The sequence below is a fragment of the Bradyrhizobium sp. JHI2711 genome (assembly GCF_056156565.1).
This window is the reverse complement of the sequence record NZ_JBPZPT010000009.1, coordinates 34,900-49,004: the sequence shown is the minus strand read 5'-3', so window position 1 is coordinate 49,004 and position 14,105 is coordinate 34,900. Positions and strand designations below refer to the sequence as shown.

Sequence of the window (14,105 nt, the reverse complement as noted above, 5' to 3'; positions counted from 1 at the left end):
ACCCGATGGACACCTTCGATCCCGAAATGCCGTGTCGCATGCACGACGGGCTCAACGACCAGATGGTCGAATGGAAGCCTCAATGATCACCAAGGACATGCTCGATCTCGCCCGGCACATCGTCGAACAGAAGTCGGGCAGCTTCGAGCCGGACAAGTTCGAAGACCAGTACGAAACGGCGCTGGTCGAACTCATCAACCAGAAGCGGGCTGGCAAACCGATCGTTCCGAGGACCGGCCGAAGGGCGAGAACGTCGTGGACCTAATGGAGGCGCTGCGGCGGCGCGTCGGCGGCGCTGCGGCCCAGGGCAAGGCTCCGCAGAAGCCAGCCAAGAAGTCGAAGAAGGCCGCCGCGGGTCAGAAGGAGATGCTGATGCCGATCCCCGGCAAGAAACCGGCCAAGGAGGCAGTCGCGAAGCGCGCGCCGGCGGGGGCACGGCGGAAATCGGCCTAGGTCTGCTCCTTCATGTAGAGCAACTCATCGACCCGGCATGCGGCCCGGTAGATGGCTCCCCGACGATTGCTGCTCCGCGGGTCCGATTCCTGAGCCCGGTCCAGGCAGTCGATCAGGATCTTCCGGATCTCCTCCAGATCCTTCGTGTTCGTCGTAGCGGGCAGAGCTTGGACCGCTCCGGCAAAGACGACGTCCTCGTCGACGTCGGTCGGCGCGGTGATCTCGCCTCGGACCAGTTTGGTACGCAGGGCTTCGGCCTTCCCGCTGGATTGTCGGAAAGCCGCGTCCTTGCCCGCGAGCCTGTCGACGAGCGCGTCCCGCGACGACGGGTAGGTCGCGACCTGCTTTCGCAGATCCTCGGCGATCTGCTCGGCCGTCGACTGCGTCTGGTCGATGTAGAACCACACCGGAAACCACTTGCGCTGGGCGTGGGCTTTGAAGAGGATATACTGCATCGGCTCTGCGACCTTCTCGTTCCGCAGGAAATTGCGGACCACCGCGTCGGGCGTCACGTTTTCGCGGATGATTCTCGTTCTCTCCCGTTCGACTTCCGAAATCGGCTCGACGTCGCCGATCAGTCTCAACGCCGGCGCGCCTTTCATTTCGTTGAATTCGCCTTCGCGGACGAACTGGATGCTCGGGAGCAGGGACTTGTCGATGAGAAATTTGCCGCTGGTGCCGGCGAACTCGCCGGAGTCGAGATCAATCGTCGCCTCCTTGCCGACCGCGACGCGATTCATGCGGGCGCTGAACTCCGCGACCGCCCGCTGTTCGCGCGCGGCGATGATCTGCCTGAGCTCTCCGGGTTTGATCAGGCGGGTCTCTCCGACGTACCGGAAATAGATTCCTCCCTCTTTGACGTCCTGACCGACGTTCTTGATGGCGATGACGGGGCCATGATCGTGCTTTTCCACGTACAGCGCGCCCACCTGCTTTCCGCCGAGCTCGATGAGGCCCTTCGTGACGTGCGGGACGAGATCGAGGGCGCCCGCGAGGATCCTGTTGACGAGCGAGATGCCCGATTTCGTGAAGGCGTCGTCCGCAAGTCCCTCCGCTACGAAGGTGGCATCCGCCACACCGAACAGTAGGTAGCCCCCCTTGTTGTTGGCCAGCCCTGCGATTGCGCGGAGAGCCTTCGAGAAGCGATCCTCCGGTCGCAGCCGGAAGCCCGCCTTGCATTCGGTACGGTCGGTCTCGCCGCCGGCCAGCCGCCACGTACCGGTTTCGCGGACGAACATTGAGCGGAGGATGCGCATAGCGACCGGAGACGGCGCAGGGAGCGGCTTGATCTCCGCATCTTGTCGGGCCGACAGGAAGACCTCGAGTTCTTCCGGAACGGCCTCCTCGACGGAAGCCCCGTACACCCCCTTCTTGATCTGCGTAATGCGTCCGGAGCTGATCAACCGGTCGGGCTTGTTGAATTGGTAATGGATGACGTCGTTCCCCCGCCCCGGTCGCCGTGCAGCACGGCCTTGAGGCGGTGCCGCACTCGCAAATTACGTTCGACCGTTGTTGCTATCGGAGGATGTCGGGGCGGCGCAAGGGCGCACATGTCCGGCTGGAAGGCGGGGCCGACGCTAAGCGCCGAATCTGGCGGGCACTCGGGACACGTGTCGCCGATCGAATCCAGGACGTCACGAATCTCCTCAACGGCATCGTCCGCAGAGACCCCGGTTGGCGGATCCTGCGTGGCCACTACGAAGGCCCGTTCGCGCGCGTGCGGATCGGCGCGGTCTTTGACCCAGCCATGCTCCTCGCATTCGTTGATGGCGCCGGCTTCCTGCAGGACGCCCATCGCCCAGCCTCTCAACGTCCGGATCGCCCGCGGTCTTTCCTTCGTCATCAGCATCGAGATCGCTCCTGCCGGGACGAATCCTCATGACCGCCGGCGCGTTCCCGGCGGATAACACGGGACAGGGATTCGAAATCGGGAGAGCTCCGGTTGTCCACCTGTTCCGACCTGCGCGGTCGACGCGTGCCCACACTTGAGCAGACAAACGAGACGTTGGCCTCCGAAGAATTTTGACGCCATCCATCTGCGCCTCCTCGTGCGAAATCCCGGCTCCCAATCCGTCGGGGAGTGGGAGAAGGGGTATTGACTTTCGTTGATGTCTTCGAACAAAAGTAGAACAACCGAATCCCGATGCCTGAAGGTCCGCGTGGCCAAGCTCCCGGTATTGCCCGTCTACTATTACCTCGACCATTTCGTTGAGATGCTGGCGTTCGTCCAGAAGACCTACGGTCCGATACTCGCCGCCGAGCATCTTGCCTTCGTCGCACGCTTCGGAGGTCATTCCAAAGATGCCCAGTGCCTGTTGGTCGGGATGGTCAACCGCCGTGGCGCGATCTTCGACCGGTCGCTGTTCAGCTATCCTGAGATAAAGGACGTCGATCAGGCCGCCGCGGAGCTGATGGCGGCCGGCCACGCTCGCGCGCTCGGGGAAGCCGACTACGCGGCGTTCATCGCCTGCTTGCCGAAGGAGGTCCTGATGACCGGCGCGCAAGCGGCCGGGCGCGGAGACGTGCGCAAGTCTTGGTCGAAGCCGAAATTCATCGACTACTATCTCGAGCGGATACCCTACTCCGTGGCCGCGCAGCATTGCGGCGCCCACAAATTCATCGCTCTCGACGGCACGAGGCCGATCGAGTTTCTGCTCTATCTCTACTTCGGCAAGACCGAGGTGGACCTCAAGAACTTTGCTTTGCGCTACCTCGGGATCCTCCGGACCAACCAGGAAACTGCGTTCAGCGCGCGCTTCACGGACGGCGACGAGGCTTTGGCATCGTTCCACTACAGCCAGATCCTCGATCGGTTGGATGCGAAGTCCGAGTCCGTCCATCGCCGGGCCGCGATCGACGTTCTTGCCGGCCCGACTTGCGGCGGCGAATACGCCGCCGAGCTCCGCAGCCGGGCGGCGCATCAGACGGGACTATTCTTCGAGAAGGCCGGCGAAAAGGACCTCACCCGCCAGCTCTATCGCGCAGGTTCGTCGCCCGAATGCAACGAGCGTCTGGCGCGCCTGCTTTACGGCCAAGGCGAACGCGCCGAAGCCGAAGAGCTTCTGCAGCGGATGATCGACGATCCCGCGAGCGATGGCGAACACCTCTTCGCCACGGATTTCTACGCGCGCAAGTTCGGCGGCCGGCGCACGGGCCTGCACACCGAACTGCTGCGGGCCGGGCGCGTCATCACTGTCGACGACACGCACCGCGGCAACCCCGAAGCGGGCGTCGCCGGCGTCCTGCGGCGCGAGGGCGCCAAGGTCTTCCACGCCGAGAACGGGCTCTGGCACTCGTTGTTCGGTCTTCTGTTCTGGGACGAGCTCTTCGAGCGCTCGCAGCTTCCCAGCGGCTTCGACTGGCTGCCGCAGTGCCTGAAGGACCGCAGCTTCCGTCGGTTGTTCGCGCCGTCGATCGACGAGAAGCTCGAAGCCATCGGCTCGCGACGGGCGCTACCGTCGCTGCTGCGCACCGTTGCGCAGCGCTGGGGACGAGCGAACGGCATCTTCGCCTGGGACCACGTCCAGGTCGAGGCGCTTCGCGCGCTGCTCGATGGTGCCGATCCCGCCGGCGTCGCGAAGATCGTCGGCGCGATGTGCGAGGACTTCCGCGGCATGAGGGATGGTTTTCCCGACCTCTTGGTGGTGCGCGGCGGCAACGTCTCGTTCATGGAGATCAAGACGGAAGGCGACGCCATCCGCCGCAATCAGCTGACCCGTCTCCGCCAACTTGGTGCGGCCGGCATCGTCGCCGAGATCGGGCGCGTCGATTATCGCTTCGATCCCGAGCAGGACTACGTAGTGGTGGACATCGAGACCACCGGCGCTTGGTCGAGCGGGGACCGCATCACCGAGATCGGCGCGGTCAAGGTCCGCAATCACCAGGTCGTGGACGAGTGGCACAGCCTGGTCAATCCGCAGCGCCCCATCCCGGCCAAGATCGTTCAACTGACCGGTATCACGAACGAGATGGTGCGCGGCGCTCCGCTGTTCGTCGAGTTGGCCGACAGCTTCATGAACTTCATGGGCGACGGAATCTTCGTGGCCCACAACGTGAACTTCGACTACGGCTTCATCGCCTACGAATTCGAGCGACTGGAGCGGCGTTTCCGCTTCCCGAAGCTGTGCACGTGCACCGGGATGCGCCGCCGCTTTCCGGGCCTCAAGTCCTACGGACTCGGAAGCTTGTGTGAAATCTACGGGATCGAGCTCGACAATCATCATAGGGCGCTCTGCGACGCGCGGGCCTCCGTTCACCTGCTCAATCTGATCAACCGAAAGCGCGAAGAGGAAGAGGCGCCGGACGCAGTGGCTGCCTAGCGGAGGCGCGGCTTCCGAATTTCTGCTGCGGATCCGGCTGTCCACCTGCAAGCTCGCGACGCGCATTCGACGTCGCCGCACGAGAGCCGGATCCGATGCCGCCGAGCGCACTCGGCGCAAATCCTCATTGCGGTCGATGATTTCGGACGTTGGTCGAGGAGACCGACCTGCGCAGGACGCTACGGCGGCGCGATATCCTCCTTCTGGCCGGTCGCCACGATCTTCAACGCACCGTCGGGCAGCGGGCGCTGCAGCGCCTTTGCTTCCTCCCACGGCGCCCGCATCCAGACCTCGCACTCCTCCGTCGTCGTCAGGATCACCGGCATCGCCTTCGGATGCACGCGCTTCACTTCCTCGTTCGGTTCGGTCGTCAGGAACGCGTAGATGTCGGCTGTGACCTCGCCCTCCTTGGCCTTCTGGACGCTGGTCCAGTTCGTCCACAGACCGGCGAATGCGAGCAGCGGCCGGCTTTCGTCCGGAGCGAACCAGACCGGCGTCCTTTTGCCGTCGATGGTATCGTACTCGCTGAACGAGGTGAAGGGGACCAGGCAGCGGTGCTCCGTACCCAGCCAACGCTTCCAGTGCGCGCTGCCGACGTTGCGGATGTTGGTGGTCCCGGAATCCGGCTCAATTCCTTGAAGTCGACGATCTTTCCCTTGGCCTGCAGCTTTTCGGCGCGCTTCTTGGTCGCGTCCATCCGCACCATTGCGCACGATCGGAGCCGGATAGTCGGGGAAGATGTTGCCGACCTTCTTGACCGCCTTCTTCACCGCCGAGGCCGAGCGGCCGGTCTTCTTTGCTTCTTATCGCACTTCGTAAGCCTGTCCCTTGGCCACGCGGGCCCGATCCTGTTTGCGTCCACGCCCGGTCCTCTTCTTCGCTGCGGCCATCGGCTGCTCCCTTTACCAATCCAATGGTGGAGCAACGTTGAAGGGGTTCGCGCGGTTCCGGAGCGGTCCAAAGAACGACGAAGCGGCCGCAGAAAAGTGAGCGGATACCCGTCTGCTTCACTGTCGAGGATATCGCGGAAGGAATACGTCAAGTCCGCGAAAAACGGTCGATGGCCGCTGGGATGCCCTTGCTGGAAGCCCATCCGTCGAGCCGCAGACCGTCCCAAGCAACGACGCCTTCATCCCATTTCACGCCGAACTCGCGATAGATCGGAGCCACAGAAGGATTTGAACAGTGGTCGCCCGCGAATTACGGCGCTGAGCTGATCCCGATGCTGTTGCGTGTCGTTGACACCAGGCAGAAGCAGATAACTCACATGAACTTTGCCGAACTCCTGTTCCGCGTAGCGGGTCATTTCAGCTAGTAGCTCGTTGAGCGGGTAATAGCGAGCAATCGGGATTACCTGCCGACGCGTTGCGTCATCGGGGCCATGCAAGGATACGTAAAGCCGGTCTTTACGGCGATCTCTCCGCATACGGCTGATCTGTCGGTTAGAGGAATGGCGCAAGCTATTTTGCTTCATGGGCATCGATCCATTGCAATGGCGTCATCGAGACGCAAGAAGAGAGGATCGCCTTTCGCGACGGACTTCCGCCCTGCGTCGTCGACCACTTCTTCGTTCCTCTGCCGATCCACACCAATGGTGCGAATGGGCCGCCGAGCGCTTTCGCGGCAAGCTCTAAGCGCGCAGATACGCACGAAAGTTCGCTTCGGGAGTGACATGACGGCATTCGACAAATCCAAGTTCACCTGGGATGGCATGTATCTCGAGTACGAGGGACGCTTCGTGGCCAGGTTCAAGTACGTGCGATCGAACGCGGCGGGATTCAGGAGGTTCCTGATCAAGAATTTCACCGTCGAGGAGTACTTCGCGCGACGCGACCGAGACGAGCAACATATCTTGGAATCCAAGGGGTACGTCCCAGGTCATATCCGGAAATGGCTCATCGAGGCCGGGCTCCCTCCCACTCCCGAAGGCAGGGCTGAATTTTCTCGACGTCAGCGTTGAAGCCCGCGAGGCCAGGCGGGCAGACGATTGGATCGGGACCACTGTCGAAGCAGGCCCGCCCCGCGAATGCGCGTGGACTTCTTGATCGCGGTTGGACGCAGTTCGCGCGTTCGCCGCAGATTGCGGTAGACGAGTGATCCTGACATCATACATCTCCCAGTGGAAAGGACGACGGCATGGCGGGGCAGGAGCGAAATTGGGGTTCTCTACAGGCAGTCGAGGACCTAATTGGCTGCCACTTCGACGTTGATGAAGCTGAAAAACTTTCTGGAGCTCCAGACGACCAACTGAGCGATTTCCTCGCCAGATTCGCTCCTGCTTGGTACGATTGGCTGGAGAGTGACGGTATCGCGGCGAGGGCGATTGCGGACAAGCCACTCTACTTGCCGTCTGGCGCGGACCAGTTTGGCGAGGAAGGTCCGCTCCTGATGTCCAGTGCCTCATATAAGCGAGCGGCACTTTGTTTCAGTTCAATCGCCGTTCCCGATCTACTTGCCGCTGCGATGCACCCGTCCGTAGAGACTGGACAGCTGATTGGTTCTTTCTCGCTCGAAGAAGCCCGGACCGGCTTTCGCGCCGGCTTGATGAGACTGGCTGAGATAGCCCCTCTAGTCCGCGCTGGCGCCTTCGCTGTCGTGCCACATGGCTTCGGAGGATTGCACCCTATCTTGCAGGCGCACGCTCGCGAAGAGCTGAAGAACGTGTCTAGCGAAGATACGGAATTTTGGGCCAAGCTTGTTCGAGATGCCAACCCGGGGGCTCCGGAGGACAGCATAAACTTCGGAATCCGGTTCCTATCCGATGAAGTTGCGCTTGCCTTAGCCTGGGTCGCGACAACCGGCGCTTGGCCGATCACTACCGCGCCTCATGTTTTTGAGCGTATCGAAAAGGGTTTGGCTCAAACGGCGGACAAGGGAAAGAGCATGGGCATTGAAGTAGCCCGCGCGATCACTACGTTCCAACTGCTCGATGCCAGCGGTGTCGACTGGGAGCTACTATCAAAAATCCGGGCTGACGATCATCGCTTCGCCGATTTTCGCGCGAATTTGGACCTTGCTATCGTGCAAGCATCTAAAAATGCAGGTCAAAGTCCGCAACTCTTTGCGGCTTTCCTGAAAGATCTCCTGCAGGATTCTGCCGACGAGTGCAGCAAGGCAGGCGGGTTTTCTTCGTCATGGGACGGAATGTGGGGTCCGACCTTCGCATCGCTCAGTATAGCCACGATGTTCGCTATCGTCTGCGATTTAACGGTGCCCGGCGGGCCTTGGATGACGAGGTTGCGGCCCTTCATCGCATCGATGACGGCGCTGTGCTGCGAAGCGTCCGCATCGTGGATCAGGAAAGGCGCCGCCGCTTCTATATGCGGATCGTCGATCAGATAGTCGGTAGGTTCACTCGGGATGAGAGCGCCGTCGCCTTCGAAGCCCTTTTCTGCCCCCTGCAGGATCGATCCGACGAGGGGATGCGCAGCAGGATCGACTTGCCAGTTCGCAGGATTCAGGTCGGCGTATACTGCGAACCGACCGAAGGCGAAATGACCCGGGACGAGCCATCGGCGTATCTGCCATCGTCCGAGATCCTTGATGGCCTCCTGGACCAGGTCGAAATATGCTTCGATAGAGGCCAATCCTTCGTCATCGCTGCCTTCGAAGGACGGCAATTTCCGGTGGAACTCCGTCTCCAGAAGCTTCTGCAAACTGAGATTTGACTCGGCGGAAGATTCGGTGGCCGACAAATGGAAAGAATTTCGGCCGTACGCCTTCTTCACGTCGAGTGCGACGGGCAACAGAAGCAAAGCGCGAACGCCTTCTTGTCGCAGTTGTCGGATTCGTACCATCCAAAAAGCCGAACGACAGGAACAGGGTCGAAAGTTCCATTTCCTGTTCCGATAATCGTGCATCAGCGGCGATCTTCTCCAGCACGCGCTCGAGTTCGTCCGGAAATTTCAAGGTCTGTAGGGCGGCGTCGCTATGCGATGGCTTCGACTTGACGCGTCCGAGCTCCGGATTCGGATCGATGTTCGACCGGCGGGCGTGTTCTGCACGGTTGATTTCGGCCTTCTTGGGCCGAGGCGGCAATTCGAATTCGTCGCGGATGTGATCGCGAAGCTCGCGCTCGAGCTTTCCCAAGGAGAACTCGTCATCGCGCCCGGAGCTTTCCAGAGCCTGAAGCTTCGTCAGATACTCCAGGTTCGAGACTTTCGCATGCTCGAGCGCGGCGATGAACTCCTCCGTCTTCTCCTCCGGCGGAATATCTTCGGGCTCTTCCAGAGGGTCGATTCTCAAGGAGGCATCTTCGCCGGCGAGCTTCCTGTAGACCTCCTCCATCACCTCGTCGACGATCTGAAGATGTCGCTTGGATCTCGCACCGAGGCTGTAATTCAGCATTCAGTTCTTTTTGGACAGATCCAGAAGCTTCAGCCTGAGGCGATCGTACACCCCAGCCAACCGGAGCTCCTCGTTCGGCTCGTCGAGAACGGTCAACGAATTTCCCCCCGAAAAGTCGACCATTACCAAGAAGAATCCTCTACGGACAACCGCTTCGTGCACATCATAAGGTCTACAACATCCCCAGCAGATCTCTCTATGTCGGCCTATCCGTTTTTTGCGCCGCCGACATCTCTGAATTGCCGGTCTTAGGTTTCTTAGTCGGTGTTGTAACGCCCATCGCGAGGCGGGATAAGAAGAGCAGCGTTATTCCGAGCTTCGACTAGCGGGGGTAATTTCTGCTGGCTGGATTACCCCCCCGGATGGCATACTTAAGGGGATCACGGTGCTCCACCGTAGTGCTCCACCGCAAAAAGTTCGGCGGCTCGGGAAGCACCTGATTTTGAAGGACTTTTTCGCTACTGAAAATCGGTGGCGGAGAGAGTGGGATTCTACACCAAGCTAAAGACCATCACGAAACGGTGGCCAATAGGGATTCGCTCTGGCTGAGAGGACGGTGGCGAAAGCGAATCCCGCAATCTTCGCAGCTGTGGAAGCGAGTCCCGGAGATCGCAATGCAGTGTCCGACCGGTGGACCAGATCGCATCTATACGACCTTTTCGCATATCCTCGCTTTTTCCGCCTGTTCTTGCAGTACAAAACCCACTTATGCCGCGGCTTGAGCAGCTAACGAGGGCGCCCTTGCTGGTGCAGTCGAACAAGGTGGTTTCCATTTTTGTCGACCTGATTGGGTGCGCTTGCTCCGTCATCGCCAGGAGCGTAGCGACGAACCATCCGGCTGTCTCTCGCCGAAAGGGTCTGGGTTGGTTCGCTTTGCCAGGAACGAGAAGACTGGCCCCGCGCTTGCGAGATCCAGGATGACGGCTGTGTATTAAATTAAGCTATCCCCATCACGCGAGACTGGTGATAGTCGACATCGCCAAACGAGTTCTCGATCATGGTGAGGCGCTTGAAGTAGTGGCCGATCTTCGCCTCCATGGTCATGCCGATGCCGCCGTGGAGCTGAATCGACTGCTGACCGACGAATTTCAGCGACTTGCCGATCTGCGCCTTGGCCGCGGCGATGGCATTGCTGCGCTCCCTGGCGTTCTCGAAATCACCAGCCATGGTCGCGAACATCGACATCGAGCGCGCCTGCTCGGCCGCGACGAACATGTCGGAGGCGCGGTGCTGGAGCGACTGGAACGAGCCGATCGCGACGCCGAACTGCTTTCGGGTCTTGATGTACTCGACCGTGGTCTTGAGCGACTCGTCCATCAGCCCGACCGCCTCGGCGCAGAGCGCGACGCGGGCCTCGTCGACCACGCGCTCGACCAGCGCGAGGGAATCCTCGGGATTGCCGAGCACCGCATCCGGGCCGACCTCGACGCCGGTGAAGGTGATGTCGGCGGCGTGCAGGCCGTCCTGGGTCGGATAGCCCTTCGTGCCGACGCCCTTGGCGTTGGCCGGCACCAGGAACACGCCGATGCCGCCATGATCGCGGCGGTCGCCCTTGGTGCGGGCGGTCACTACAAGCGTGTCCGCGTTCTCGCCGTTGAGCACGACGAATTTCTCACCGTCGATGACCCAGCCGTCGCCCTTCTTCTTCGCGGTCGTGGTGACGTCGAACAGATCGTAGCGCGAATTCTTCTCGAGCTGGGCGAACGCCAGCGTCTTGCTGCCGTCGATGATGCCGGGCAGGTGTGCCGCCTTCTGAGCGTCGGTGCCGGCATGGCGCAGGAAGCCGCCGCCAATCACGACCGTTGCCAGATACGGCTCGAGCACCAGCGCCTTGCCGAGCGCCTCCATCACGATCATGGTCTCGACGCCGCCACCACCGAAGCCGCCATCGGCCTCGCTGAACGGCAGGCCGAGCAGGCCCTGCTCGGCGAGCTTGAGCCAGACCGCCTTGCTCCAGCCGCCCTTCTCCTTCATATACTTCTTGCGCTGCTCGAAATCGTAGGAATCGGTCAGCAGGCCGTCGATGCTTTCCTTGAGAAGCCGCTGCTCCTCGTTCAGGTCAAAATCCATGTTTCTCAACTCTCCCGGTATCTGATTTCGTCATGCCCGGCCTTGTGCCGGGTATCCACGTTCTTCGTGCCGCTAGCGTGGATGGCCGGGTCATTCGTCGAAGACGCGCTTCGCGCTTTTGCCCCGGCCGTGACGTCGAGTGTGTTTGTGACGGGCAGAATTCACAGCCCCAGCACCGCCTTGGCGATGATGTTCCGCTGGATCTCGTCGGAGCCGCCATAGATCGAGAGCTTCCGGTTGTTGAAGTAGCTCGGCGCGATTTGGGCGGTCCAGTCCATGGCCTCACTGGAGCCGTCGTCGCCGCGCACTTCGAAAGGAGCAGCGAACGGGCCGATCACTTCCATCAGCAGCTCGGTGGTGGCCTGCTGGATCTCGGAGCCCTTGATCTTCAAGACTGAGGAGGCCGGGTTCGGCTTGCCCTTGCCATGCTTGGTTTCGTCGGCGACGACGCGGAGCTGGGTGAGCTCGAGCGCCTTCAGCTCGATCTCGCAGGCCGTGAGCTTCTGGCGGAACGCGTGATGCTCTATAATGGGCTTGCCACCGGCTTCCACCTTGGAGGCGAGATCGCGAATGCGGCGCAACCGTGCTTTGGAGAGGCCGACGCGAGCTAGGCCGATTCGTTCATGGCCGAGCAGGAATTTTGCATAATCCCAGCCTTTGTTCTCCTCGCCGATCAGGTTCTCGTAGGGCACCTCGACGTCGTCGAAGAACACTTCGTTGACCTCATGACCGCCGTCGATGGTCTGGATCGGTCGCACGGTGACGCCCTTCGATTTCATCGAGAGGACAATGAAGGAGATGCCCATCTGCTTCTTCGCGGACGGATCGGTGCGGCACAGGCAAAAGATCATGTCGGCGTGCTGGGCGAGCGTGGTCCAGGTCTTCTGGCCGTTGATGATCCACTTGTCGCCCTTCCGCTCGGCCTTGGTCTTCAGCGAAGCAAGGTCCGAGCCGGAGCCTGTCTCGGAGAAGCCCTGGCACCACCAATCGTCGACATTGGCAATGCGCGGCAGATACTTCCTCTTCTGCTCCTCGTTGCCGAAGGTGTAGATGACGGGGCCGACCATGCCGACGCCAAAAGCGAGCGGAGGCTGCGCCGGATAGCACTGCAATTCCTCATTGAAGATATAATGCTGCACGGATGTCCAACCCGTACCGCCGTACTGCTTGGGCCAGTGGCTGACGCCCCAGCCTTTCTTGTTGAGGATGCGCCACCAGGTCACCATCTCGTCCTTCGAGAGGTGCCGCTCCTCCACAAGCTTGCGCCGCGTATCCGGTGGCACGTTGTCACTCAGGAATTGCCGCACCTCCTCCCGAAACGCCTGCTCTTCCTTTGTGAACGCGAGATCCATGAGATCCTCCTGTTAGCTTCCTCGTCCTCCGGCCTTGCGCAAACAGGCACAGGGGCCGGGACCGTAACAATCGGCCTTCGTAAGAAAGCCACTCGTCTCCGTAGCCGTCACTCCGTCTGCGGAATACGGTTCGTGCCGCGCGTGCGCAATTGCGCAACTCGGCTGCGAGGTGCGATTACTGCAACACCTCGAACAAACCCGCCGCGCCCATGCCGCCGCCGACGCACATGGTGACGACGGCATATTTGGCCTTGCGGCGGCGTCCCTCGATCAGGGCGTGGCCGGTCAGGCGCGCGCCTGACATCCCGTAAGGATGGCCGAGCGAGATCGCGCCACCATTGACGTTGATCTTCTCGGGGTCGATGCCGAGCTTGTCGCGGCAATACAGCACCTGCGCAGCAAAGGCTTCGTTCAGCTCCCAGAGGCCGATGTCGTCGACGGTAAGGCCGTGGCGCTTCAAGAGGCGCGGCACGGCAAAGACCGGGCCGATGCCCATCTCGTCCGGCTCGCAGCCGGCGGAGACGAAGCCGCGGAAGATGCCGATCGGCGCAAGACCGCGCTTGGCCGCTTCCTTGTCGCTCATGATGACGGAAGCGCTGGCGCCGTCCGAAAGTTGGCTGGCATTGGCGGCGGTGATCGAAAATCCTTCGCCCCGCACGGCCCTGAGCCTTGCGAGGCCTTCAGCGGTGGTTTCGGGGCGCGGACCTTCGTCCTGCGACAGCGTGACCTCCTTCATCGACACGGCACCGGTCGCCTTGTCGGTCACCGCCATCGTGGTGGTGATCGGCGCGAGCTCGTCCTTGAATTTGCCGCCCTGCTGCGCGGCCGCGGTGCGGCGCTGGCTTTCCAGCGAATATTCGTCCTGGCGTGCACGCGAGATGCCGTAGCGCTTAGCGACGACTTCTGCCGTGTCGATCATGGACATGTAGGCTTCGCTCTTGATTTTTAGCAGCGCGGGATCCCGTACGTGGAACGAATTCATCTTGTCGTTCTGCACGAGGCTGATCGACTCGCCGCCGCCGCCGACCGCGATCTCGACGCCGTCGAAGATAACCGAGCGCGCGGCGAGCGCGATCGCCTGCAGGCCCGAACCGCATTGCCGGTCGATCGTGGTGCCGGAAACGGTCACGGGAAAGCCGGCGCGGAGCAGCGCCTTGCGAGTGATGTTGCTGCCGGTTGATCCCTGTTGAAGGGCTACCCCCATTGCGACGTCCTCGACCTCATTGGGCTCGATCTTGGCCCGGGCGACGGCTTCGCCGATGGCGTGGCCGAGCAGGGTTGCGCCCTCGGTGGCGTTGAGCATGCCGCGATAGGCCTTGCCGATGGGCGTGCGGGCGGTTGAAACAATGACGGCGTCGATCAAAACGACCTCCTGATGCGAGATGAGATGGATTGTGACGATTTCTGCTGTTGGCGCGCCCGACCATGGCCGCGAGTTCGGTGAGCTGATCCGCTGGTCGCCAGATTCGGCATGCGCGCCATAATCAGCGGCAGCTTCCGACAGGTGGTCGGGCGGCGCGCATTGCAAGATGGTGTCGTCTGCCGCACGGTCTCGGAATAAGCC

At 61.5% G+C, this 14,105-nt stretch carries 10 protein-coding genes and 3 pseudogenes; 4 read left to right on the top strand and 9 right to left on the bottom strand.

Translation table 11 applies throughout. The features are described from left to right. Nucleotides 1-85: 85 nt before the first annotated feature. Nucleotides 86-453, top strand: a pseudogene (locus tag ACTEK7_RS35035) (non-homologous end joining protein Ku); the annotation flags it as partial. On the opposite strand, the gene ACTEK7_RS35030 reads toward ACTEK7_RS35035, so the two are convergent. Together ACTEK7_RS35030 and ACTEK7_RS35025 are read right to left on the bottom strand one after the other, a co-directional pair. After that, nucleotides 450-1,856 carry an AlbA family DNA-binding domain-containing protein gene (locus ACTEK7_RS35030; protein ID WP_225130641.1) on the bottom strand — a complete coding sequence of 469 codons (1,407 nt, stop codon included), beginning with the start codon at nt 1,854-1,856 and terminating at the stop codon, nt 450-452. The pseudogene ACTEK7_RS35035 and the gene ACTEK7_RS35030 sit on opposite strands and share 4 nt — an antisense overlap. A gap of 185 nt (nt 1,857-2,041) precedes the next feature. Next, nucleotides 2,042-2,302 (bottom strand): annotated as a pseudogene (locus ACTEK7_RS35025) (hypothetical protein); the annotation flags it as partial. Nucleotides 2,303-2,612: 310 nt separating this feature from the next. Between ACTEK7_RS35025 and ACTEK7_RS35020 the strand changes: the two are divergent. Further along, nucleotides 2,613-4,772 (top strand): exonuclease domain-containing protein, encoded by a 2,160-nt coding sequence (locus ACTEK7_RS35020; protein ID WP_225130638.1) that lies wholly within the window; start codon nt 2,613-2,615, stop codon nt 4,770-4,772. A gap of 179 nt (nt 4,773-4,951) precedes the next feature. Here ACTEK7_RS35020 and ACTEK7_RS35015 read toward each other — a convergent pair whose 3' ends face one another. The 3 genes and pseudogenes from ACTEK7_RS35015 to ACTEK7_RS35005 all read right to left on the bottom strand — a co-directional run bounded on the left by ACTEK7_RS35015 (nt 4,952) and on the right by ACTEK7_RS35005 (nt 6,246). After that, nucleotides 4,952-5,485 (bottom strand): SOS response-associated peptidase family protein, encoded by a 534-nt coding sequence (locus tag ACTEK7_RS35015; protein WP_345944135.1) that lies wholly within the window; start codon nt 5,483-5,485, stop codon nt 4,952-4,954. Nucleotides 5,486-5,512: 27 nt separating this feature from the next. Beyond that, nucleotides 5,513-5,662: pseudogene (locus tag ACTEK7_RS35010) on the bottom strand (DUF3606 domain-containing protein); the annotation flags it as partial. Nucleotides 5,663-5,901: 239 nt separating this feature from the next. Beyond that, the gene (locus ACTEK7_RS35005) at nt 5,902-6,246 is read right to left on the bottom strand and encodes a radical SAM family protein (protein ID WP_225148630.1); all 345 of its coding nucleotides are present in this window, start codon (nt 6,244-6,246) and stop codon (nt 5,902-5,904) included. Between the two features lie 198 nt (nt 6,247-6,444). Between ACTEK7_RS35005 and ACTEK7_RS35000 the strand changes: the two genes are divergently transcribed. Both ACTEK7_RS35000 and ACTEK7_RS34995 read left to right on the top strand, forming a co-directional pair. Next, a complete protein-coding gene (locus tag ACTEK7_RS35000) occupies nt 6,445-6,732 on the top strand; it encodes a hypothetical protein (protein ID WP_225130634.1) in 288 nt (95 codons plus the stop codon). Between the two features lie 176 nt (nt 6,733-6,908). Next, a complete protein-coding gene (locus ACTEK7_RS34995) occupies nt 6,909-8,114 on the top strand; it encodes a hypothetical protein (RefSeq protein ID WP_225148629.1) in 1,206 nt (401 codons plus the stop codon). Nucleotides 8,115-8,366: 252 nt separating this feature from the next. Here ACTEK7_RS34995 and ACTEK7_RS34990 read toward each other — a convergent pair whose 3' ends face one another. The 4 genes from ACTEK7_RS34990 to ACTEK7_RS34975 all read right to left on the bottom strand — a co-directional run bounded on the left by ACTEK7_RS34990 (nt 8,367) and on the right by ACTEK7_RS34975 (nt 13,904). After that, on the bottom strand, nt 8,367-9,119 hold the full coding sequence (locus ACTEK7_RS34990; RefSeq protein ID WP_225130630.1) for a DUF4011 domain-containing protein: 753 nt from the start codon (nt 9,117-9,119) through the stop codon (nt 8,367-8,369). Between the two features lie 936 nt (nt 9,120-10,055). Further along, a complete protein-coding gene (pimD, locus tag ACTEK7_RS34985) occupies nt 10,056-11,189 on the bottom strand; it encodes a pimeloyl-CoA dehydrogenase small subunit (RefSeq protein ID WP_225130628.1) in 1,134 nt (377 codons plus the stop codon). A 161-nt stretch (nt 11,190-11,350) separates the two neighbouring features. Then, the gene (gene pimC / locus ACTEK7_RS34980) at nt 11,351-12,541 is read right to left on the bottom strand and encodes a pimeloyl-CoA dehydrogenase large subunit (protein WP_225130626.1); all 1,191 of its coding nucleotides are present in this window, start codon (nt 12,539-12,541) and stop codon (nt 11,351-11,353) included. 175 nt (nt 12,542-12,716) lie between these two features. Further along, nucleotides 12,717-13,904 carry an acetyl-CoA C-acyltransferase gene (locus tag ACTEK7_RS34975; RefSeq protein ID WP_225130624.1) on the bottom strand — a complete coding sequence of 396 codons (1,188 nt, stop codon included), beginning with the start codon at nt 13,902-13,904 and terminating at the stop codon, nt 12,717-12,719. Between the last annotated feature and the right edge of the window lie 201 nt (nt 13,905-14,105).

Excerpts from the sequence above, each read along its gene's own strand:
- ACTEK7_RS35005 (WP_225148630.1), bottom strand. The coding sequence starts at position 6,246 with ATGAAGCAAAATAGCTTGCGCCATTCCTCTAACCGACAGATCAGCCGT.
- ACTEK7_RS35000 (WP_225130634.1), top strand. The coding sequence starts at position 6,445 with ATGACGGCATTCGACAAATCCAAGTTCACCTGGGATGGCATGTATCTC.
- ACTEK7_RS34995 (WP_225148629.1), top strand. The coding sequence starts at position 6,909 with ATGGCGGGGCAGGAGCGAAATTGGGGTTCTCTACAGGCAGTCGAGGAC.
- ACTEK7_RS34990 (WP_225130630.1), bottom strand. The coding sequence starts at position 9,119 with ATGCTGAATTACAGCCTCGGTGCGAGATCCAAGCGACATCTTCAGATC.
- pimD (WP_225130628.1), bottom strand. The coding sequence starts at position 11,189 with ATGGATTTTGACCTGAACGAGGAGCAGCGGCTTCTCAAGGAAAGCATC.
- pimC (WP_225130626.1), bottom strand. The coding sequence starts at position 12,541 with ATGGATCTCGCGTTCACAAAGGAAGAGCAGGCGTTTCGGGAGGAGGTG.